Here is a 21,812-nt window from a genome sequence, read left to right on the forward strand (position 1 = left end):
CCGATGGACCTCACCAAGCTCTCCGCCGCCAAGCTCTGGCTGATCAGCAGCCCGCCGCCCGACGCCAGCCGCCGCCCGGACGCGTCCGGCCCACGCGACCTGCCCTACCTTGCGACCGCCCTCTACGCGCTCATCCCCATCCCGTCGGACGCCGTGCCGACCATGAGCATCGACGAGCGCTGGCGGCTCTACCTCAACCCGGGGTGGTACGCCACCGTCGACATCAGCGACGTCGCCCGCGAGCTCGCCCACCTCGTCTGGCACCTCCTCGCCGACCACGCCGACCGCGCCCGCAGCCTCAACGTCGACTCACACTCCGCCGAGCACTGGCACCACGCCGCCGACGCCACCATCGCCGCCACCCTGAAGCCCGACCGGCTCACCCCGACCGAGATGAAGGACGCCCGCGCGCTCCACCTCCCACCCGACCGCAGCGCCGAGGAGTACTACGCCATCCTCTCCAAGCTCCCACCCAACGACGGCAGCAGCGTCGGCACCCTCGACCCCGACGACGGCTGCGGCAGTGGCGCCGACGGCATCCCCCGCAGCCACGAGCTCCCACCCGAAGCGGAGGCGGGCCTCGACCTCACCGAAGCCCGCGAGATCCGCCGCCGCGTGGCCATCGACTACCGCGAACACTCCGCCCAACGCGGCGACGCACCCGGCGAGGCCTGGCGGTGGGCCGGACGCATCCTCGAGCCCACCATCGCTTGGGAGCCCCTGCTCTCCCAAGCCGTACGACGAGCAGTCGACTGGGCCGCCGGCCGAGGCGACTACACCTACTCCAAGCCCTCCCGGCGCGCCTCCAGCGTCAAGGGCATCGTCCTGCCAGGCATGCACCGACCCGTCCCCAGGGTGGCGATGGTCGTCGACACCTCCGCCAGCGTCGACGACCACCTCCTCGCCCGCGCCCTCGGCGAGGTCGACGGAGCACTCAAGGCCCTCGGCGTTGCAGGCGGCGACGTCACCGTCTACTCCTGCGACTCCGCGGTTCACACGGTCCAGCGCGTCCGCCGTGCCCGCGACACCACCCTCGCTGGAGGCGGCGGCACCGACCTCCGCGTCGGCATGGCCGCTGCGCAGGCACAACGCCCACGCCCCGACGTCATCGTCGTCTTCACCGACGGAGAGACCCCCTGGACGCCCCACGCGCCGCCCGGATGCAGCGTCATCGTCGCCCTCGTCGGCCGCGACCGCACCTCACTTCCCCCGACCCCGCCATGGGCAATCCGGGTCGAGTGCCTCCTGGAGTGAGCCAGGCTAAGAGGGGCCGTCGTCAGCAGGTCTGCTCCAGTTCTCGCTGTACGTCGGCAGCCAAGGCCTGGTCGACGAGAGTCTGCAGCCACGTAGCAAAGGGCCTTCCCACGACGACCTGCTGCGCGCGGACGGCAGAGTAGAGGTCGTGGAAGTCACCCGTCTCGAGGGCATTGACGGCGCCTGACTCGAGAACGCCGGCCACCTCGGCCCGGTGCTCGTCGGTCGTAGCGGCCGTCCACATCGGGCGCAGCGCCCGTACCACCGCGTCAGACATCTCATGTGGCGCGATGATGCCGCGACGCAGCCAACGCCGGTCGTTGGCCTCTTCGCGGCGGCCCACGTCGAGCAGTTCGCGGCATACGAGGCGCAAGCCCGTGGCCTCTCCGTACCCCTCCATGTCGAGTGCGGCGCGCTGTAGCCAGACCTCGTCGGCGCCGTATCGGCCGCCCCGCTCGCGGGCGGCGGCCACTACCGTCGCCGCGGTCGCCTCGCCATCGGCGTGTGGCAGGCAGGCCAGTGCCGACCGGATGACGGCCTCGGCCTGCTCGAAGCGGGCGAGGTAGGCCGCCTGAGCGCGGTCGTGACCAACCCGCCATTCCCGATCGGAGGTCTGCCGGGAGCGCTGCCCATGCAGTTCCGCCATGCCGAGCAGACCGCCCGGCCACTGGTGATGCGCGGCAAGCGCGGCGCGTAGTACCGCCTCGGTCACCATCGTGTCCTGGCCACAAAGGAACGCCAGCGCGTCCTCGTCGGCTGCGTCGCGGATACTCCGCCACGCTACCCGCTCATGGTCGTCCAATGCGTCTCCCTCGGTCGTTCCGACTGACCAGCATGGCTCGACACAGCCAACGTGGTGCGGGAGATTTCCGGGCCGATCCGCCGCGAAGGCCGCGCTCGCCCGCCGGAGCGCCGCATTGGGGGACCCATCTGTCGGCTCATCCCGAACCGGCACTATGAGACCGGAAGCTCAAAGTCCTCTTCTAACAGATCGAACACGTCTTCCTTCGCCATCCGCGCGCAGTCCCGGAGTTTGTCATAGGACATCGTCGTCCGCTTTGCGAGGCGCTTCCCGTCCGACGGCCAGACGCCCCACTTGACGCCTGAACGCCTCGCTCGGACAGCCTCGAACTGAGCCACCTCACGGTTGTACTCCGCATCCGGAGCTCCCATTCGCGCGGCGACTGGAGGTGGGACCCGGAGGACCGCTGACGCCAGCCGCCTTGTAAACGGAGAGCGACCATGCCTCCTGTTCCCAATTGGGCGGGTAAAAATGGCAAACACAGCGTCTTCAAGTGCCGGCGCAACCTGAGGAATCGGAATCGGAACTACTACTCCGCCGTCGACATACCGGTCAACTCCAACCTGGACTTGCCGCGCGTACAGACCAGGGAGCGCCGCGGTTGCTCGCATGACCTCGTAGGCGTCAAGGGAAGCGTCCCAGCTTGAAGCGAGGACGCCCTCTCCGGTACTCACCGACGTCATCGTGGTCAAGAGTTCTGAATCAGAAGCGCGCAGCGCTGCTACGTCGAGAGGGTGATGCTGCCGCAGCGCGACATCAACGAGGTAGTCGATGTCAACAATCTTATTGATTCTCAAGAAAGAAATGAATCGGCTGGCACTCAGATCGTCGACATAGATCGAAACGCCCTCGTTCGCTTGGCCTGCGAGGAAGTACGCTGCGTTGATAGCTCCCGCGCTGCTCCCGCCCACGCGGCCAAATGCCTTCGTCAAGCCAGCATCCTCAAGAGCAGCCAGCGCAGCAACAGAATAAACTCCTCGCATTCCTCCCCCCTGAACCGCCAAGGAAGGCCTCTCCGTCGCAGGCTTTCCGATGAAGGACTTGAGATAATCGCCAAGCTTCATGGTGTCAGTTGTCATAGCGCATCAGGCCTAGGAATAGTTCCGGTGCGAGGTCTACCGATCAGACCAAGCAATTGCGAAGCCGCGCGCCTGCCAGCGTGAAGCGGCCATATTTGAATGCATGCCCAGGTAGACAGGAGCGAGAGCGCGCCTGCGTAAATTAGCCAACGCCCCGTGTCATTCGGTCCATGCCAGGAACTCGCCGACCAGATCCAGAGCACCACACCAAGTCCGATAGCAAAGAAGGTGTTGAAGACTGTCACAACCCCATATTCGTTGAGTCGAGACTTTGCAGATCTATTCAGGTCCCGGCGCAGGCCAATGGACATGAACTTCAAACCTGCGACAACGCCACCAGTTCCGATCGAAACAATAAAGGAGAATGGGATGAATATCCCCAAAAGGACACTGATCCCGAGATTGATGACGACGAACTTCGAAAAGACGCGAGCCATCGGCGACTCGATCACACGTCTCAAAACGCGGTCATGAAGCATGGCGATATATGTAATCCATATCGCATGGGGAATCGCGATCGGAACGTAGGTCAAGTCAAGGACCGGGCCGTAGGCGGGGTAGGGGTCCGGCCCGCCCAGCTGCGGCCAGGGAATCCCGAGGTAAAGAAGGCGTATCAGTATAAGAATGAGCAACGGCGCGACGAACGTGATTCCAAAGGGAATTGAGTGCGCAGGATCTCGCCGATCGAATCCACGGACCGTCTTGGATGCCCGATCATCGCCTTCGGAATGGAACAGAAGATTATCGCGTTCATATGGCAATAGCTCACTGCCGCTTCGAGCATTGAAGTATGCCGCTAGAAAATCGTGAGACAGCTCGTAACTGGCAACACCGCGCTTCGCTACCAAATTTTGCGATACGAGGTACGTGAGCGAATCCTCTACCTCTTCACGAGGTTCGTAGAGTCGGCGGAGGATCGTGGATAGTTCGATCTGAGACCTGAACCTTGTTCGGACGGAAAGGGTACAAAGGATCTTCGCAGCGATTCTGCGATCTGGCGCCGCAGCAAGGATTCCGTCGAAGTACTTGTCGATACATCCTCCGGCCCCACCCAGGGTGCCCCGGTAATAATCGACATCAACAACTTCTCCCTGTTCGCGACTTCGCTCAAGCGAGGCGCCGATCAGTTGAACCTCCAACGGAAGCAATCGCCCGTCGCCGCCAATGTCCTTGAGAACCACCTCGAGAGTTCTGGCGTCCTTTGTGACGGTACGGAGGCCGGAAGTTATCGCGCGAAGCATCCGGTCATCTGTGTCGGTAAGTTCAGGTCCTCGAATATCGTCCACGTCCTGAATCGACGGAAGTACGTCTCCCAAGAATCTGAGAGCGTAATACCACTCACTCCTGATGCTTATGAGCACACGCGTCTCAGGATCTTGTACAATCGTCGCAACCGCCCTGGCGAACCACGCTTGGCGCCCCCGTCGTTCGGCCGGAGGCTCGTCGACAAGCCGCGCGAGCCATTGCTCGAACTGGTCCAGGACGAGGATACGTATGGAGTTGCTCTGCGCCTCTAGAAAGGTCGCGACCACCTCTTCTAGCTGGTCGTAGACATCTACATATATGTATTCCGCGTCGGGATCCCGGTCTTCTACAGAAGTGCGCACGAGATCCCTCAAGAGAACACTCTTGCCAGCGCCGCTCGTCCCAACCACCACTGGCAGCGGCCGCGTCGGACTCAGAAGCTCGTCCACAATGCGCTTCGTTTCGATCGGCCGCGGCCACACCGTGCGGGCACCCGATGGATCAAAGGGCCGGAAGGTCGTGGTCGCGATGACCGGCTTAGCCTGCGGCCGCAGGATCAGACGACCAAACAGGACTACAAGCGCCAAGAGCAGCATCGCCAGGGGCGTCAGTTTCGCCCAGTCATGATCCCCAACCGCGGACGCGATGGACAGCAAGAGGGGAACGATGGAAGCCGCGGCGCCAAACCAACTGAGCAGATTGATCGCCGCGTCTTGTTGCGCGTTCGCGAGCGGGCCTCGCACCGCCATTCCGTTCTCCTATCTCGTCCGGGGACGAAGCATGCCAGAGCACCGGGGAGGCCGGGCAGGAACCGCCCAAGTCGGCCCTCCGGACTGTCGGCGATATTGCCGGCGCCTGTCGCGTCGGCCGCCTCACTTCGGCCCGATGTCGTACCGATCGACGCTCAGTTGTCAGCGATTGGCCTCACGCTGACGTAACCGTGCCGCCTCCACGAGACCCCCGGCCATGAACCACCTCTCGCGCGGCGTCACACCGACTACTCACTCGAGATTGTCGGATCATCTCCGATCTCCACGCCTGAGGCGATCAGGATCGCTGCGGCCGACCCGGCAATCTCGGTCTTGAGCGCTTCGAACGTCGCTTGGACGATCTCCTTGTAGTTGGGAAAGGTCGCTTCAAGCCACATGAAGGCGCCCGCGTCATCCTTGGCGTCGAAGTAGCTCTCGAACTCCGTGAGCTGCTCCTCGCTCATCAGATCGGCCAATCTCATCCCCACCCGCATCTCGAGGGTCTCGAAGATGTGCTTGAGAAACGGATCCTGCTCACGCGGCGGGAGGGCGTCGAGGCCGAGCTCCTCGAGGAGCGAGCGGTCGATCTTGATCATCTGGCATCCCCGGTCAGAGGGTCGGTGGCGGCGTCGTCGGAAGCCCCTGCGTGCGGCTGGTCGCGGGCGGCGGGCGCATCCGTGCGCTTGGCGAGCCAGGAGTCCAGGAACGAGGACGTGGGAGCGCCTTGCGTCGGCCCGACCCCGGGCGTTTCGGTCGTGCCAGGGTCGGATGGTTCCGCCTTGCGCCTGGCCTCCAGCGCTTTGGCAGCGAATGATCCCGCGACGGGCGCCCAACGTCGGGTGAAGCGCTCTTCGGCGACGTCGACCGCCACTGCGTGCGCCGTGCGTGAACGCTCTCGCACCGCCTCGGCCGCGGCGAAGTCGGGCTCTGAAGGAGCGCGGGTCTTGAGAAGGACCGGCGAGGTGGGCACGCCACCAGGCGACAGCGCGGCCACCATCTGGTGGTTCGGAAGGTGGGTGAGCTCATCCGGTTCGACGTCCCCGCCGAGCCAGCGGCAGAAGGCAGCGGCATCGGCGGGGCCGAGCCGGAAGGCCAACTTGGTACCCACGTTTCCGAGCAGGGCTGCGCGCGTGCTCTCGTTCAACTGGTCGAAGAACTGGTTGGCGAGGGTCAGACCGACGCCGTACTTGCGAGCCTCCGCGAGCATGGTGTCGAGGGAGTCGGTGGTGATGTTCTGGAACTCGTCGATGTAGACGTAGAAGGGCGTGCGCTGGGAGTGCGGGATCCGGGTGCGTTCGAGGATCGTCCCCCACAGCTTCATCACGACCACGTGTCCCAACAGCTCCGCGTTGCTCGAGCCCATCGCGCCCTTCGAGAGATTGACCAGAAGGATCCTTCGGTCACGGATGATGTCGCTGAACGACACGCTGGACTCGCTCTGACCGATCACACCGCGGAGCAGTCTGCTGGCCCGGAAGACCTCGAACTTCGAGTTGAACCACGCGACCACCTCGCCCCACTCGTTGGAACGCGATGCCTGCGGGACCTCCGACAGCCAGTACTGCATGACCATCGGGTCGTCCTGTGCACGGTCGACCAGGAACTTGCGGACGGCGACGTCGCTGAACACCGTGGACGCATCAAGGAGCGAGCTCTTGATCTCGGCGCTGCTCTGCAGCAGCAGGATCGCCTGCCTCATCATCGAGTGCCATCGCGGACCCACGATTCCGGTGTTGTTCGGGTCGAAGAGCTTCTGCAGCATGTTGCCGACCTCGGTCGTGAGGTAGTTCTTCTGCAGGTCGGACTCGGCCTCGATCAGATTGACACCGACGACCGCAACCGGGTCGGCCGGATCGACGAGAACGACATCGCCGGCCCGCTCCGGAGGAATGCGAGAGAGGATCCCCTCGACCAGGTCCCCATGCGGGTCGATGACGCACACCCCGTCGCCGGCGGCGATGTCGTCCAAGGCCATGTTCATGAGGAGTGTGCTCTTCCCTGTGCCGGTCTGGCCGACCACGTAGGCGTGGCGGAACCGGTCCTCGGAGGCGATGGCCACCGACCGCTGGGGCAGGCGGCTGATGCTGCCGATGCGGGTGCCTTCGACAGGCAGGTGGGCGAGTACGCCGGGGAGCAACGGACTGTCGTCGATGGGGAGCGCCTGATAATCCTCATCGGTGACGACGGGCAGCCGGAACAGGTTGGCAGCCTCCCAGACACCGAGGAGGGAGCGGAGACGCCCCAGCCCTGCTGGTGCCTTGGAGGGCAACTCCCCCTTGGCCGCTCCGCCCTCGAAGACGCCCAGGCTGTCCGACCCGCGTTCGATCGCATATCCGCCCGCCAGAGCCGGGGGTGGCTCCGAGACGTGCTCGGCAGGCTCGCTCAACGTGTGTCCGATGGTGCTCAGAAGCGCAGGCGCCAGTGGCTCCGGACTTGCCACCACGCATCGAGACTGGAAGAGGGGACGGAGATAGAGGATCGACTCCAGCGTTCGATGGGCCGCCTTACGTGACGCCGACTCCTTGACGTCGGACTTGTGCCTCTCGACCAGGGCCTCCAGACCGTCACGTTCCACGTCCGTGAGGTCCGTGGGCGTGACCGACATCCGGACGCACACGGGCGCCTCTTGGGCCAACAGGCTTGCTGCCAGGCGATGGGTGTCGGGAGTCGATGGGCCGAGTGTCCACAGAGTCCAGAGCTCGGAATCTGATTCGACGGTGCTCACAGGTACTGCCCCACTCCCTGGACCGAATCAGGACCCTGCTCCCGGCCGGGTAGATCCTCCTCGCGGCGCACGATCTCGGCGACGTACGCCGGCTCGAAGGGGTTCAGGATGGCTTCGAGTTCCGCCGGGTCGGTCACGCGATCGAAGGTCCACAGTCCAGGCGGACCGTTGAGGACGTCGTCGACGTCGTCGGTGATCTCCTCGACCAGGGCCCCACCTGAGGTTCCGGGGATCGCGACGATCAGCGAGACCTCGATCCGGCCGCCGCGTGCGTCGCCGACGCTGGGGAAGGCCAGCCACTGCAGGGTGAAGGTGCACCCATGATGGCCTTCGAGCGCTGTCAGCATCGCCACCATGTCTCGTCGGGTCTCCTCGAGGTCGCCGTGCTCGACCCGACGCACTCCCGCCATGCGAAAGGCCACATGGATGCGCGGAAGTTCTCCGATGCTCGGCCCTCTGTCCGTTGACATGGCAGCTACACCTTCCCGGGCGGCTGGATGAGGCGCTCCAGGATGACCGGGAGCGAATGCTTGGCGAGGTCCACCTTGTCGACGACGTTGATCTGGTACTCCCCACAGAGACTGCGGAACTCCTCCCGGATCACCATGTTCGGGCGGAGCAGGATGAACTGGTCGCCGCCGTCACCGAGAAGTCGTCGGGTGGCGAAGGCCTCTCGGACCTGGGTTCCGAGCGGCGGAGGGTCGTACCTGCCGGGCGGGTGGAAGGCGCGACGAGGCTTCCCGTCATGAATCTTGCAGTCGATGACGTGGAGCCAACCGTTCGAGTTGACCACGATGTCGACCTCCTGGACCGGGCTGCCGTCGTCGGTCAGCTTGACCCCGACGGCCGAGTCGTCCTCGGCGACTCCCATCTGGCGCAGCAGGCTGAGGACGAAACGCTCGAAGAGCAGGCCGCCATCGGGTCGGGCGCTCTGGCGCCTCGTGATCGCGGAGGTGGCCTGCTCCAGCTCGTTGCGCCAGCTCCGCTCGGGCTTCGCCAACACGTTCTGCGCAGCTGTCCAGATCTCCGGCTCGATCGGAGGCTGCGCGATTCGCACACGCCGGTCTTCGTCCGCCCACGTGACCTCCAGCAGACCTTGGACCGTGAATCGCTCGATGGCTCGCGTCGAGATGCCCTCCAGCGGGACGGCTTCACCGTCGCGCGCGATCTGGTACCAGGGTCCGGCGGTGTCGCGGAACACGACCGCGAGGTCCGGAAGCCGACTGGCCGCAAGAACTCCTCCAGCGAACATCAGGCGCGTGCCGCCCGAGATGTCGACGATCCACGGACCGCGGTCGGCCGTGGCAGCCGCGATCGCGATGGCCGTCTGCTGTGGATCATCGTCGTACACGGTGCCGACCCGCGTGACCTTGAGATGCGGGAGGAACTCGGCGACGAAGCGCTCGATGCGTTGGGCTGGTCCTCCTTCCTCGTCGTCGCCGTACGCCAGGACGAGTCGCAGCTCTTCCAGCTGATCGCCCCACTGGGCGAGCGCGTCGAGCTGCGGCCACAGCCGGTAGCCGGCGTGGATCACCAGTCCGAGGGCCGACCGCGGATCGCCGATGTCTGCCACTTCAGTGCCTGAACAGCTTCACGACTTCGGGGTGGCCGAGCACCTGGCCATAGACGCCGAGGAACTCACCCTGCTCGACGTTCCGCTTCTGGCTCGGGCGGGTGTTGACGAGGTTGCCGTTCTTGCGTCGCTTCAGATTCTTCCCGGCGAGGAACATCTCGATCTCGGACAGGTCCTTGCGGAGGCTGGCAAGGATGACCCGCTTCGTACTGTCCGCGAGGTCGTCCTGCTTCGCTACGTCGTAGATGGCCTGATCGAGGTCACCGATGGTCTCGGCCCAGATCTGCTCCTCGTAGTCGGGTAGACGGAGCCTCTCACCGTTCAGCTCGTGGAGTCCTCTCCCCTGGTCACGCAGATGCAGGATGGTGGCGATGAGCCACTGGTGGGTCTCCCAGAACTTGTTATGGCTTCGATAGCCCGCGGCCAGGATCGCCGGCTCGACCTCCCAGCCGTCCCAGAGCTTGCGCCAGACGTCGGCCCTCTTGCCGTCGTACAGATAGTCCCCGAGCAGGTTCTCCCCTCGCTCGCCTTTCACGAAGCGCACGGGATGCACCATGACCGCGCCATAGGCCGCTTCCTGGACCACGTCGTCGAGGGAGTCGAGCACGAAGGCGCGCAGTCGCTGCGCCGCGACAGAGGACTTACCCCAGAGTGGAAGCGGACGCCCCGCGATCTCGGCCGCAAGTACCGCTGCGAGCGCGCGATCGTCGATGACGTCGGCTGTCCGCAGAGCGATCGGGAAGTTCTTCCCTGACCTCTGTCTCCAGCGGAAGAGCCGATCGGTGGCGACGATCCCCCCAGCCGCGCCGAGTGTCTTGAGTCCCAGCTTCTTGCCACCGAGGTCGAGGTCGATGACAGCCGCCTCGATCTCGTAAGGACCGTCGGGCCAGCCGTCTGGGCGTCCGCCATCGAGCATGACCGCGAGATCGTCCAGATCGTCAGAGTGGAGGACACGGATCCCGGCCTCCTCCCACTCGCGCACAAGAAGGGCGCCCTCGCCCTCCTTGTCGTCGATCAGCAGCACGTCCACGCGAGCATCTTGGCCCACATCAACCAGTTCGGCGGGGGTTTTCCCCCGAGCGCGGCAATCGGACCTGAGGGTAAGCACAGATGAGAGACGCCCGAGGTGGGCTTCAAGACGATCCATGACGACTTCGACGGTGGCCGGTCCGGGCGCGTTCGACATGGGACGATTGGGCCTCTGCCGAGCGAATGAGGAGGACTAGTGGACGACGCCCTGGTCGACGAGTTGGTGAGCTTGGCGGCTGCGGCGGCGACCTGGAACGGCCCGCGGCAAGGTTCGCAGAGGAATACTTCCCACTGATTTCGCGCCCACCGCCGCCTCCATCGGATGGCGATGCCGATCAGGGCGGCGCGCTCGGCCCAACCGACGGCTGCGGAAGCGGCGCCGACGGGTTGCTCCGCCACAACGAGTACGCCCCCGACACCGACGTCGGCGCCGTGTCGAAACACGAGGCCACCGAGATCCGTCGCAAGGTCGCCGTCGAATACGACCGACACGCCTCCGGCCGGGGCAGCGACCCAGGCGACGCACTGCGATGGGTCAAGCGAACCCTGGAGCCGGACGTCCCGTGGGAACCCCTGCTCGCCGGAGCGGTACGACGCGCCGTCGGATGGGCGGCCGGTCGTGGCGACTACACCTACACCAAACCCTCTCGACGCTCGTCCTCCCTCCCCGGGGTGGTCCTCCCTGGCCAGCACAGGCCGGTCCCGCGCGTCTCGATCATCATCGACACCTCCTACAGCGTCGACGACAACCTTCTGGCCAGGGCGCTCGGGGAGGTCGACGGGGCACTGATGGCGCTCGGAGTGCCCGGCTCGCAGATAACCATCTACTCGGTCGACGCCTGATCTGTCACGAGTGACGTGAGGTCGTCGTCAGCGCGTGCTGCCTCGTGACCCCAGGTGATCTGCATGGCCGAATTTTACACTCATGAACATCGGCCGCCGACCCGATCATCGGACTCCGCCACCCCTCAGCATGATTTCCTCTCGCCTGAGTCGCCTCCACTCGGGCAGCAAACCAACTGCCGTTCCAGCAAGCAAGAGGAGCACGTTGAGGACCGCGCTTGCCCAGCCGTCCGCACGATCAGTGAGAGTCACAGGCGCGCCGCCTACGGACACGTCGGCCTTCGTGGAGATGGTGGTCTCGACCGGTGCAGAGCCAACGGAGAGCCCGAGGGATGGGGTCCATGGGCCGCTTGAGATGCCCTCAGAGGAACGCAACTGCAGGTCGTCGGCCTGGGTGATGGCCCAACTCTCATTGCCGACGCTGACGGAGCCGGACATCGCTCTCGACTGCAGCTCCTCGATGGGCCCGAAGATCTCGATCCTCCGATCACTCGGGAGCGGAGGAAGGCCTGTCGGCTCGTCGGGATCTTTGGGCGTCGTGCGCTTCAGGAAGGCCTGCCAACTGCTCTCCGAGGGGGTAAGGATCGAGTCGAGCCTGATGCGACTTGCCGGGAGGTCTGCGGTCGGGGGATCCACAGCATGGGGGTCGGGGACGTCGCCGGTCGTGTGGTCGACGACGGTGACGTCGGGGCTCGCCGTCGTGAGCGCATCGAGACGGTGTCGCCATGCGGAGGTGGTGGGGAACGCCATGAGCTGTGCCGGACCGATCGGTGAGGAGACGACGATCTCCACGCTCGCGCCCGGAACCACATGATCGACGAGGCGCGTCCCCACGATCACACGCGCATTGCGACCTGCCACAGCGGTGAGGGTCGACTCATTCGCGACATTCAGGAACATCCCGGCTCCATGCGCGGACTGCGCCAGCACATCGATGATCAGACCGGCGGCTGCGGGCTCGTACGGGCGCGCTCCGGACTCGACGTGCACGGCCGAGCTGGATCCGCTCGGGCTCATGACCGATACCAATGGCCACTGATCCTCGACGTCCACGTCGACGCTGTCGAAGCCATCGAGGGTCAGTCCGTAGACGCCGTTGGAGGACAAGAGTTTCGTCTTGTCGAACGTCACCGAATAGTCCGACTGATAACCGACACCATCCGTGCCCTGCACGGTGACCCGGAGGTTCAGGGGGACGATGCCAGCGCCGAGCCAGGCGGCGGGCCCGGAGTCCGGGGCGATTGCCTGCAGGGCCCATGGCTGCCCGTCCTCGAGAGACATGGTGAACTGGTCTGCCGGAATCAAGGTTCCCTCCCACGGCGTGCCCCCCTCGATCCCCAGGTCGTGGCCTGTCGGATCCGCGCACCCACAGAGGATGGGCATGCCGCCAAAGTCTCTCGCCAGTCGCCAGGACGTGTTTCCCTGACCTGAGGTGACCTGAAGGTTGGCGTCGCGCTCGACCGGATCTCCGCCCACGTTGTTCAGGTAGAGGTAGGTTGCGCCCAACGTCGCACAGAGCGTCGCGAGACCGATGATCCACTGTCGGGTGTGTCTCACCGCGGCGAGTTGGTCTGCCATCACCCGGGCGCGCTCGCGGCTCGCCTCGCGCTCCTGCCGAGCCTTCCGCCCCTTATTGCTCACCTCGAACGCTCCGCCTTCGTCGGTGTAGATGCATCGATATGCGTCCGTCCGTCCTGGCTCGCACCCGTCACGCTAGAAGATGCCGTCATCGTCACCATCCGTCTCCGTCACCGGCACCGGCACCGGCGCGGACCGGGTCACGGCGGTTGAGCGTCGCAACTGCATCCGGAATGCCACGGCGCAGACGTCGTCGCCTATTCGCGCCGAGCCGGATCCTCCACGGGCTAGGCCGTCGCGTAGCGTGAAGTCTCGACGCTCGTCCCAACTGGCGAGGTCGTCGGGGTTCGCCTCGGGCCAGGGCTCAGCCCCGAACTCGCCGAACGTGACCGGCGAGGCGGCGCGTGAGGTCGGCGTGAGGATCCGTACCAGCTTATCTTCGGCTTCGAGGAATCGTCGCGCAACGTCGCCAGACACCTCGACGCGAAGTTCTCCTGCATGAGCCGTCCACAGATCAACGCGTCGTTCCCACAGGTCTGCTAGTGGACCACCTCTGAGGCCGTCGTCCTCGACGAGCTTCTTGACGGCGTCCGCTGCGGACGCTTCCATCGCGTTGGACGCGACTCGCTCCAGTGCTCGCATCCGCCAGCCGACCTCAGCGGCCTCGTTGATGAGCCACTTAGTGATCTCTCGCTCGCTGTAGATAGGTAGCGCGGCGGCCATGCCCTTCGGCGCTGTCGCGGGCATGGTCCTGTCGACGGAACGGACGGTCGTCTCGCTGGGCGGGTAGATCGCGGCGAGGATGTCCAGCCACTTCGTCGTCATCACGCGTGCGATCCGAAGGCGGGCGTGCTCACGCATGGCTACCTGGGCGCGCTCCAGCCAGCGTCGACGGACCTCAAGCCGACGGCGGCCGCGTTCGAGGAAGGCGCTGTAAGCGCGGAAGAACGCGTACAGGCTCCAAAGCAGGAAGACCACCGCCAGCGCGCCAACCGCTATGAAGCCAACCGGGGCCGTGAGCCAGGCTGGAAGGACGTTGCGAGCGAAGTAGGCGACGGCTGCCCAGATCAGCGCGATGACCGCGCAGACGGCAATGCCGATGAGAGTGCGCTTGCGGAACTTGCGCTCGGCTTGACTCCAGTCGAGCGGGTCCCTCTCAGACGGGCCGGTCGCCCATTCTGTCCAGCGCTCTGTGTCGAGCCGTGCCCTGATGGCTGCGCCGATCACGCGACTGCCGATCTGGTCCAGCAGGCTGCGTGCGCCAGCGCCTTGCGGTGCTGACAGCGTGCTGAGCTGTTCGTCCAGGCGGATGCTGTCGCGCTCGTTGCCCTCTGAAGCAAGTCGCTGGGCAGTCACGACGACACCAGTTGCGTCATCGAGAGCAACCAGAGGGATGTTGCGGCGCCGGCGAGCCTCGTCGATGGCTGCGTTGGCGATTCCAGCATTGCGCGCTTCGGCGAGTTCTGGGGTGTCGCTCGTGACGAGGCTCGCCGCCGAGGGTTGAACCATCGCGGCCGCGAGAACGGGTTTGCGATCCTGATGCTCCGGGGGATCCCATCCGTCCGGCTCGGCGCCGCCGTCGTTGATCGACGTCACCAAGCGGACGAGGGAGCGCCAGACTCGCGAAGGCGGCATAGGCGGGTCGCGTCGTAGTTGACGATCGAGTGCTGTGAGGTCCTTGCGTGCCTCCTCGGCTGCTTCGGCGTCCAGCGCGTCGAAGTCGGGAATCTTGACACCCCAGTCGATCGCAGGCGTCGGCTTGTCCACGTTGTAGCCGAGGTCGTCAAAGTCGTACTTGGAGTGGACGACGGCCTCGGGCTCGGCCTTCAACCCAAGCAGCAAGAGCAGGCCAAACCCCAAGAATCGGAAGAACGCCAGGAGGTGTTGGAAGCGTGTCAGGCTGGGCGGCGGCTGGAAACGTGACGGCTCTGGGTCGTTGTAGGAGAGAGTCGCGGAGTCGGCTTCAAGGATGTAGGTCAGTGCCTCCGCGAGCAACCGATGAGCTGCCTCGCTCTCCAACTCCAGGAATCGGGTCGGGTAGAACGATCCTGCACTGGACTGAGGGATGGTCTGGGTGATGAAGCGGTCAGCCTCGACGCTTGCTTCCAGCGCCCCGAGGACCAGACGGCTGAAGGTGCGGAACTCGTAGTGCTCGGCGGCGCTCTCGGCTCCCCAAGGAAGTCGTTCGAAGGTGCCTGCCAAGATGCCGACAGCGATCAGTGCCGAGTGCAGTGGGACGTCGAGGTCGAGATCCCATCCGGCGTCGGTAACGTCGGGCGCGCTGCGGTCTTCGGCCACGATGCGTAGCTGAAGCCACTGGCCCGGGAGTGGCGCCACCGTGGCGTCGGTGCGCGCGGAGGGCACGACGATGTCGAGCCAGCGGGTCACATCAGGCGGAAGCATCTCGCGCAGCAGGTGCTCAAGGGACTTCATGGACTCGGTGAGTTCCGGCTCAGGCGGGCGAATCCACGCTACTCGGATCTCGTCGAGCGACCCGAGCTCCGCCAGCGACAGCGCGAGCGGGGCTGGCTCTCGGATCTCTCGCGGCAGGATGCGTTGTGCGCTGACGCTGTTCGGCCTGTCGGGGTCGATCGTGCCAGCGTGGTCCGAGGAGACCCAAAAACTGTCGGCGATCAGACCGGCCTGCCCCCAGACGAGCGCGTCATCGCGCACGTCTGAGGGACTGACCACGACAACTGCGATGGTCACTAGAAGTTCACCGAGTTTTCCTTGGTGATGTCGCCGCCAATCACAACCACCTCACGATCGACGGCGACCTGGAGCCTGTTGAAGGCCTCTCGGACATCATCCGTCGCCTCTAGCGTCGGATGCGCTTGGGCCGTGGCGGCGTCGACATCTTGAGTGAAAAATCCCTCATACGAACTGCGCCAACTAGACAGCAACAGTCGTGCGGCCTCCTGGCGTGACTTGCCACTGGCGATCGCTCCGGCGAGTTCCGGTGCGCCCGCCCCCTTGCCTCCCGCGAGCCATGCAGAGATGGGGTTGATCTCGTCATCAACGGCAGCCCCGAGGTTGATGAGGTACTGATACAACTCGACGCCAGCGAGAGACTTCTTGTTGAAGCACTCCAGGAAGGCAGCGGGAAGCGCTTCGAGCAGCATGCCGACGTGATCGCGACGGGTCGGCAGTCGAACCCCGGCCTTCGGGACCTCGAACGTCTTGGCTCCAACCTTCACGGTGAGCTCGGTGCCGCCCTCACCGTCGACACTGGCCGTGCCGAGAAGCCTCGCGGCGAACCAGCCAGTGACCAACGCCCGACGGGCGTCAGGGCCGAGCGGCACCCACTCGCTGAGCGGCCTCGCGCGACGGTACTGCCACAGCTCACGTCCCTGGCCACCCTTCGACCACTGCTTGGAGATCGGCGACATGATGCTCGCCACCTCCACCAGGTGGTACGGCTCGGACAGGAGCGTCATCATCATCGCGTCCTGACGCGGGGTGTTGCTGAACTTCACCGCCTGCGGTGTCTTCAGCAATGCCACGGCGGCGTCCTTGATCTGCTGCCGTACGTCTTCCATCTGGCTGGGGACGTTCAGGGTCGACACGTGCAGGTTGTAGGGCGGCACGTCGTGGCCGTGGATGAGGTTGGTCATGGCAGGCTCAAGTGCCACCAGCGGCAGAGATGCCTTGACCATCGACTCGAAGTGGCCCACCAGCCGGGATTGACGGTTCTTCCGCTCCGGCGCGGGAGTGAGCGGGTCGGTCAGGTAGTCGCCGAGCGAGTGCTGGAGGAACTGACCGACGTACTTCTCCTGGTCGACCAGCCACTCGTGCGTGCGAGCCTTGAGATCCTCCAAGCCCAACGTGATCGACAGTCGGGCGGCCGCCTGGTTCTGACCCTTGCGGCGGGCGATCTCCAGCTTGGGCACCCAGCGCTGCTCAAGGAGCGCCACCGGCCGGGTCCGGGCGTGAACCCCCAACTCCTCGCCGGCGATGACCTGCTCAGTCGCCGTGATGAGAGCAGCCAGCCCCTTGTCTCCGCTCACCGAGCGCTCGATCACGCTCACGAACTGCTCGGGGAACCCGTCGACGTCGTCGAGCAGGAACTCAACCTTGCTTGGACGCAGGTAGTCGGGGACGCCCTCGTCGCCGGGCCAGATCTCCAGCGGGCTGCGCCCCACTGCGGGGCGAAGGTCCAGGCGGAGCAGGCCGTCGGCGTCACTCAGTGCGCGCCGCCACGGCTCCAACAAGTTGGTCGTGAGGTCGTCGAGGAAACTGTGGGAGATCTCCAAGGCGATCACTTGGACGTGCTTGCGCAGCACGTCCTGCGCTTCCGACACAATGGCCTCAACGTCCTCGACGGAACCGACCGGGAACTCCGCAGGAGCACCCGCAGGCGGGGTGGGCAGCGCTCCGAGCATGTCGTTGATCTTGCGTCCAACGTAGGTGCGGTCGGCGGCAAGGCTCTCCACGCCTTCGCGTGAGCGATCAATCAGACGGTCCATCAAGTCGATCGTCACGGGCAGCCCGTAGGCAGCAATGCTGCGCACGATGACCCGCTCAAGGGTGACCTGCACGTCCCCCTGCAACTCCAGGGCCAGACGGTTGGTGGCTTTCTGGATCGCGGTGGCAACACCAGTGTTGGCGCCACGGGCCGCGTTGACCCGCACCACGACGTTCGCGCGCGCCTGGGCGTTCTGCACCTTGCCCCTGCGCGGGTCCGCCGTCACGTCGTCGCGCACGAGGTTGGCGAACTCCGCCCGAGCCCCAGCCAGCTCCGGCTCGTTCCAGGTGTCGAGCCGATCCGAGATCGCGTTCTTCTCCCGCACCTCATCAAGCTTGACGTCACGAAGGAATGCTGGCCACGCCTCCTGGACGACCTGCTGCTTCAGCTCGTCGTCCGACGAAGCATCCTCCGCACGCCGACGCTCCAGATGCCCGTCCAGAAGCCGCAACGCAGCACGACGCAGCAACCGATCGCTCGCGTACCGGTCGAAGAAGTCACGGCCCACCGACAACCGGGAGAAACCAAGACCTCGGAAGGGCGCAACGTCTCGGTTGGCATCGGGCGTCGACAAGTTGAGTGAGTCCTTGGCTCCGGCTGCAATCGCGTTGCCGTTGGCGATGTCGTAGTTGACGACAGCAGTAGTGAGCTTCTCGTCAAGCGTGAGTTCGCCCAGGGACCGCCCGACGATCTTGTAGACGTCGTCAGCGGTGTCGAAGGTGACGGAGCGGTTGCGTCGTCCGACGAGGAAGACCGTGCTCGGGCCACCGTGCCCGACGGGGTAGCGGACTCCGGCGCGACCGAACATTCGGTCGCGGGACAGAGGTGCGTCCGCCTGGGCGTGCGTCCACATGCTGTTGGAGATCTCACTGAGGGCCATGAAGGTGTTCGGGGCGACACCCGGCTCTGTCTCTCCGGTCGCCTTCTCGAAGACCTCAGGGGTGAAGACAACTGCGTTGATCTCGCGGTGGCCGTGGGCTCGGAGTACGTCCACGACGTCGAGAATCATGCCTGACCCCGATCCTCCGGAAACCGAACCGATCACGAAGATGACCGGACGAACGTCTCCCGCCGTCGGCTTCTCGCGACCGATCCTCTCCTGGACTCGCCGCAACTGAGGAGCCGTTTCGGCCGCCGTCGCGGCGTCGTAGGCGCGGGTCAGTGCTTGGTCGACCAGCTTGAGCGACTTCAGGACGCACACACGTCCGATGGCACGGTATTGGCCCGCCCCGTTCGGGATCTCGACCTTGACGGCGCTCGCTGGCTCGGGATGCCACGACCCCCACGCGTGGTACTGGTCGGGAGCGTCGGCGCCCGACTGAGCAAGCTCCTGCGTCACGGCGTCGTGGAACCCTTGGTAGGTGCTGCGTGCCGTGGTCAGGGGGACGTAGCTGGTGCGCGGCAGGGAGTACGGCGTGTCTCCTGCGTCGGCATCAGGGTCGGCGGGAACGTCGATGTGGACGAACTGCCAACCCTCCGGCCAGTCCTCTTCCCAGCCGATCCTGCTGAGGGTGTCGGAGAGCGTCTTTCGAACTACACCAAGCGTCTTGCCGCCAGTGCCTCCGACGCCGACGAATATGAATGGCTGAATAGGCATTAGCGCCGCCTTCCCACGGATTTGTGCATTTCATTTTGGACCATCAGTCGTCCCCTTGGTCCAAGTGCCCCATCGAACCGAGGTCCAGCGTGGAGGTATTGGAGCCGCCATCGAGGTGGCTGAAACTTGTGGTGCCGGAGGGGTGATCTCCGCTGCTCGGATGACCCGGCCGAACATCGACACCTTCGCGCCAGCGTTCGGTGACAACTCGCCAGTCGACCTTGCTGTTCATCAGCGGATCGAGGTTTGCCGAAGCGACGTTCTTGTCGCGCACCAAGACGACGAGTTGAGCGGGTACCTCGCCGAGAGAGGGATTCTTCAGATCCGCCTCCGCAATCACAGCGATCGCAAGAAAGCCCAAACCAGGTGAGGCGTTGGCGACAGTCCCGTCAGCCATCGGCGGAGGAACTGATGAGAGAACCCGGTAGCCGGCCGCGATCGGGCGCACCAGGAAGGAGGGAGCCTTGAGCGGGCTCAGGTAAGCCTTGCTGACAAGCTCAACGGGGCCGTAGCGGAACTTCCGCCGACCTGTGGTCGGCACCACCGAGGTCTTGTAGCTCTCGATCACCGCTGTGGGGTTTCCTTCGAGCGGTTCGATCCTTCTTGGGCCGTCCTCTCCGATGACAACCGGAATCACTTCCGCTCGAAGGCCCGAGACCTGGAAGCGAGCGGTGAGGAAGTTCGCGAGACCGAGCGCGATGAGGGGCAAGGCAACTGAGAGCAGCGAGGCAATCACCAACACCGCGATGAGCACGACCGGGTCGCGCGGGTTCTCGTAGCGCCAGATGACCGGGAGGTTGACCTCGGCCTCTTGTCCGTCCATTTCGCTGCCCACGACGGGCACAAGCCGGATCGGGAGGATTGCTTCGCCGTTGCCAACCGTCGGGTCGTCGGGAGTGATACTTACGGTGACGGTCTTCGTTTCTGCTTGAGCAAGGTCAACGCAGCCGCGCTGAACATCAAGCGTGGCGCCACTGGCCTCCTCTGGAACAACCATCTCGGTGGGCTTGTCGAAGCAGACTTGCGAGGGACCCATCGGCGAGCCAACGAGAGTCAGCTTCGCACTGGCCGGTTGCGTGTTGATGGCTGCGCCGAGGTCGAGCTGGTCGATCGGGGAGATCGTGGGGAAAGCCTTGCTGAGCGTGAGGCCGACACCCTCATCGATCGCGAGCGGCGTGAGCTCGACTCCCGAGACCGTGGTCAACTGCGCGGTGAGTCGGACCTGGAGTCGGGCGTCGGTGGCCTCGGACTTGAACCGCACGACGAGTTGGTCGCCCACACGTTCGGCGGTGGCTTTGCGGATGTCGCCATTGGAGGCGACAACCGAGGCTCCCACCGCGACGTCCTTATAGACAGAGAGATCAGCGACGTTTCCGTCCTTGTCGACTGCTTGATAGGCGAACTCGCCCGCCTTGCCCGCCTTCGGCGCCGCCGTCGGATCGACCCGAACCAGGTGGAGCCCGGAGAAGACGCAGAACTCGATGTCGTCATTTGCTACAGCCTGCCCAGCCGAGACAGTCCACTCGCCGGCTCCTTCCCCCGGGGGAAAGTCGACCGTGAGAGAGACATAGGTGTCGTCTGACTGCGCGAGCGCGGTGTAGCCGCCCTGCGTGGTCGATCCGCGAGGCGCCGCAGTGATGACAGTGCCATCCGGCGCATCCAGCCTGACTGCCTTGACTTGCTTGGGCGTGTGGATGGTGACGTTCATAGCCCTTACACCGGGGTCGATCACGCCGCCACGGTCACCCTGCGGGGCGCACCCGTTGACTATGTTGCCGAGCGTGCCGAACAGCCGGCGAAGCGCTGCGGAATCATCTGCCCGAATGAATACTCCCCGAGCCCAGTCCGATGGGATCGGGTGTCGCCCACATTCAAGCGTCGGAGACTTGCCGGTCGACATCGCTTCCAGATCGTCTGGGCGAGGATCGATGATGTTGGACGGCCACAGTTGCAGCCCGACGATCACGATCCCGTCACGGCGCATCTGATCCACAACGCCGCTATCGACACGGCAGGCGTCGCCTGAGACAGCACCGGATTCGTCCGCTCCGTCAGTGAACCAGAACACCACGCGACAGGTACCTTGGGAGCCACGATCCTTCAGATCGTCATAGGCGCCGTCCATGGCGGCGGTGAAGTTCGTACCCCCGTCGGGATGGGTCCGCTCCTCGGCCTTCTTAATGACCTCGTCGATGGTTTCGGAGACGTCATCGTCGTTGCCATCGTTGATGCGAGTCCAGCTCACGACATCGCGTGCCTTGTAGTAGTTGTTGTCGAAGGCGGAGACAGCGACCTCGATGGCAACGTCTGCGCCGTCGGGGCGGTGCACGCGCGACAAGCTCTGGAGCGCAACCTTCAATCCGTCGTATCTGATGCCGTTCGGGTCTGAACTACTCAGGCTTCCCGATTGGTCGAACAGGAAGAGCGCACTGAGGCTTCGAGCGGACTGAAGGCAGGTCGCGACGTCCTCTGAACCGTCGCTGGCCGTGGCGGCGACTCGTACGACCGTGGGTGCGGGAGCCGCGGTTGCAGGAGCGGTCCAGCCAATGATGACAAAGAGCATGCAGGTGAGGGCGGCCATGACGGCCGCGACGGGGCGACGGATCACAGGAACTGCTCCCGTAGTTGCGCCCATACCGGCCACCTAGCGACCTCCAACGCAATGACAACGCCGTTCGCTAAGCAAGCCAGTGCCAGTGCAGCGATCGCGCCCTTCTCGACCGGCTGAACGCTGAGGGCACCAGACCCACCTGCGCTGCGTGTGGTCGCGATGGCGTCGAAGCGTCGATAGAACAGCAGCCCGCACCCGACGAGCAGTAGAGCCACGTACGCGACTGTGGATGCCAGTGGCGCTCGGAAGATCGCCACGACAA

General features: G+C 64.9%; 15 protein-coding genes. 2 read left to right on the forward strand and 13 right to left on the reverse strand.

Annotation, left to right across the window (positions count from 1 at the left end):
• Positions 1 to 3: 3 nt before the first annotated feature.
• A complete protein-coding gene (locus QM572_RS08820) occupies positions 4 to 1,254 on the forward strand; it encodes a DUF2201 family putative metallopeptidase (RefSeq protein WP_415092152.1) in 1,251 nt (416 codons plus the stop codon).
• A 22-nt stretch (positions 1,255 to 1,276) separates the two neighbouring features.
• Here the strand turns inward: QM572_RS08820 and QM572_RS08825 are convergent, their stop codons facing one another.
• The 8 genes from QM572_RS08825 to QM572_RS08860 all read right to left on the reverse strand — a co-directional run bounded on the left by QM572_RS08825 (position 1,277) and on the right by QM572_RS08860 (position 10,457).
• Positions 1,277 to 2,056 carry a hypothetical protein gene (locus tag QM572_RS08825; RefSeq protein WP_415092154.1) on the reverse strand — a complete coding sequence of 260 codons (780 nt, stop codon included), beginning with the start codon at positions 2,054 to 2,056 and terminating at the stop codon, positions 1,277 to 1,279.
• Positions 2,057 to 2,208: 152 nt separating this feature from the next.
• Positions 2,209 to 3,120, reverse strand: coding sequence for a patatin-like phospholipase family protein (locus tag QM572_RS08830; RefSeq protein ID WP_415092156.1), 912 nt, complete (start codon positions 3,118 to 3,120; stop codon positions 2,209 to 2,211).
• Between the two features lie 11 nt (positions 3,121 to 3,131).
• Positions 3,132 to 5,129: a hypothetical protein gene (locus QM572_RS08835; protein ID WP_415092158.1), complete on the reverse strand. Its 1,998-nt coding sequence runs from the start codon at positions 5,127 to 5,129 to the stop codon at positions 3,132 to 3,134.
• Between the two features lie 248 nt (positions 5,130 to 5,377).
• Positions 5,378 to 5,725, reverse strand: a complete 348-nt coding sequence (locus QM572_RS08840; RefSeq protein ID WP_415092160.1) for a DUF5663 domain-containing protein — start codon at positions 5,723 to 5,725, stop codon at positions 5,378 to 5,380.
• Positions 5,722 to 7,854 carry a type IV secretory system conjugative DNA transfer family protein gene (locus QM572_RS08845; RefSeq protein ID WP_415092162.1) on the reverse strand — a complete coding sequence of 711 codons (2,133 nt, stop codon included), beginning with the start codon at positions 7,852 to 7,854 and terminating at the stop codon, positions 5,722 to 5,724. The genes QM572_RS08840 and QM572_RS08845 overlap by 4 nt, the downstream gene beginning before the upstream one ends.
• Positions 7,851 to 8,264, reverse strand: a complete 414-nt coding sequence (locus QM572_RS08850; protein ID WP_415092164.1) for a hypothetical protein — start codon at positions 8,262 to 8,264, stop codon at positions 7,851 to 7,853. Before QM572_RS08850 ends, QM572_RS08845 begins: the two co-directional genes overlap by 4 nt.
• Positions 8,265 to 8,329: 65 nt before the next feature.
• Entirely contained in the window at positions 8,330 to 9,427 is a 1,098-nt protein-coding gene (locus tag QM572_RS08855) for a hypothetical protein (RefSeq protein ID WP_415092166.1), read from the reverse strand.
• A 1-nt stretch (position 9,428) separates the two neighbouring features.
• On the reverse strand, positions 9,429 to 10,457 hold the full coding sequence (locus QM572_RS08860; RefSeq protein WP_415092168.1) for a hypothetical protein: 1,029 nt from the start codon (positions 10,455 to 10,457) through the stop codon (positions 9,429 to 9,431).
• 182 nt (positions 10,458 to 10,639) lie between these two features.
• On the opposite strand from QM572_RS08860, the gene QM572_RS08865 reads away from it, so the two are divergent.
• The gene (locus QM572_RS08865; RefSeq protein ID WP_415092170.1) at positions 10,640 to 11,299 is read left to right on the forward strand and encodes a DUF2201 family putative metallopeptidase; all 660 of its coding nucleotides are present in this window, start codon (positions 10,640 to 10,642) and stop codon (positions 11,297 to 11,299) included.
• A 105-nt stretch (positions 11,300 to 11,404) separates the two neighbouring features.
• On the opposite strand, the gene QM572_RS08870 is transcribed toward QM572_RS08865, so the two are convergent.
• The 5 genes from QM572_RS08870 to QM572_RS08890 form a co-directional block, all read right to left on the reverse strand.
• Positions 11,405 to 12,940 carry a hypothetical protein gene (locus QM572_RS08870; RefSeq protein WP_415092172.1) on the reverse strand — a complete coding sequence of 512 codons (1,536 nt, stop codon included), beginning with the start codon at positions 12,938 to 12,940 and terminating at the stop codon, positions 11,405 to 11,407.
• Positions 12,941 to 13,012: 72 nt separating this feature from the next.
• A complete protein-coding gene (locus tag QM572_RS08875; protein WP_415092174.1) occupies positions 13,013 to 15,550 on the reverse strand; it encodes a hypothetical protein in 2,538 nt (845 codons plus the stop codon).
• Between the two features lie 35 nt (positions 15,551 to 15,585).
• On the reverse strand, positions 15,586 to 18,939 hold the full coding sequence (locus tag QM572_RS08880; protein WP_415092176.1) for a tubulin-like doman-containing protein: 3,354 nt from the start codon (positions 18,937 to 18,939) through the stop codon (positions 15,586 to 15,588).
• A 43-nt stretch (positions 18,940 to 18,982) separates the two neighbouring features.
• Complete coding sequence (locus QM572_RS08885) at positions 18,983 to 21,547, reverse strand: vWA domain-containing protein (RefSeq protein ID WP_415092178.1); 2,565 nt, start codon at positions 21,545 to 21,547, stop codon at positions 18,983 to 18,985.
• Positions 21,544 to 21,765 (reverse strand): hypothetical protein, encoded by a 222-nt coding sequence (locus QM572_RS08890; protein ID WP_415092180.1) that lies wholly within the window; start codon positions 21,763 to 21,765, stop codon positions 21,544 to 21,546. The genes QM572_RS08885 and QM572_RS08890 overlap by 4 nt, the downstream gene beginning before the upstream one ends.
• Between the last annotated feature and the right edge of the window lie 47 nt (positions 21,766 to 21,812).

Source organism: Nocardioides sp. (assembly GCF_047607365.1).
Classification (GTDB): domain Bacteria; phylum Actinomycetota; class Actinomycetes; order Propionibacteriales; family Nocardioidaceae; genus Nocardioides.

Coding starts and splice junctions, on each gene's coding strand:
- QM572_RS08835 (WP_415092158.1), bottom strand. CDS start 5,129: ATGGCGGTGCGAGGCCCGCTCGCGAACGCGCAACAAGACGCGGCGATC.
- QM572_RS08820 (WP_415092152.1), top strand. CDS start 4: ATGGACCTCACCAAGCTCTCCGCCGCCAAGCTCTGGCTGATCAGCAGC.
- QM572_RS08830 (WP_415092156.1), bottom strand. CDS start 3,120: ATGAAGCTTGGCGATTATCTCAAGTCCTTCATCGGAAAGCCTGCGACG.
- QM572_RS08880 (WP_415092176.1), bottom strand. CDS start 18,939: ATGCCTATTCAGCCATTCATATTCGTCGGCGTCGGAGGCACTGGCGGC.
- QM572_RS08865 (WP_415092170.1), top strand. CDS start 10,640: ATGAGGAGGACTAGTGGACGACGCCCTGGTCGACGAGTTGGTGAGCTT.
- QM572_RS08850 (WP_415092164.1), bottom strand. CDS start 8,264: ATGGCGGGAGTGCGTCGGGTCGAGCACGGCGACCTCGAGGAGACCCGA.
- QM572_RS08840 (WP_415092160.1), bottom strand. CDS start 5,725: ATGATCAAGATCGACCGCTCGCTCCTCGAGGAGCTCGGCCTCGACGCC.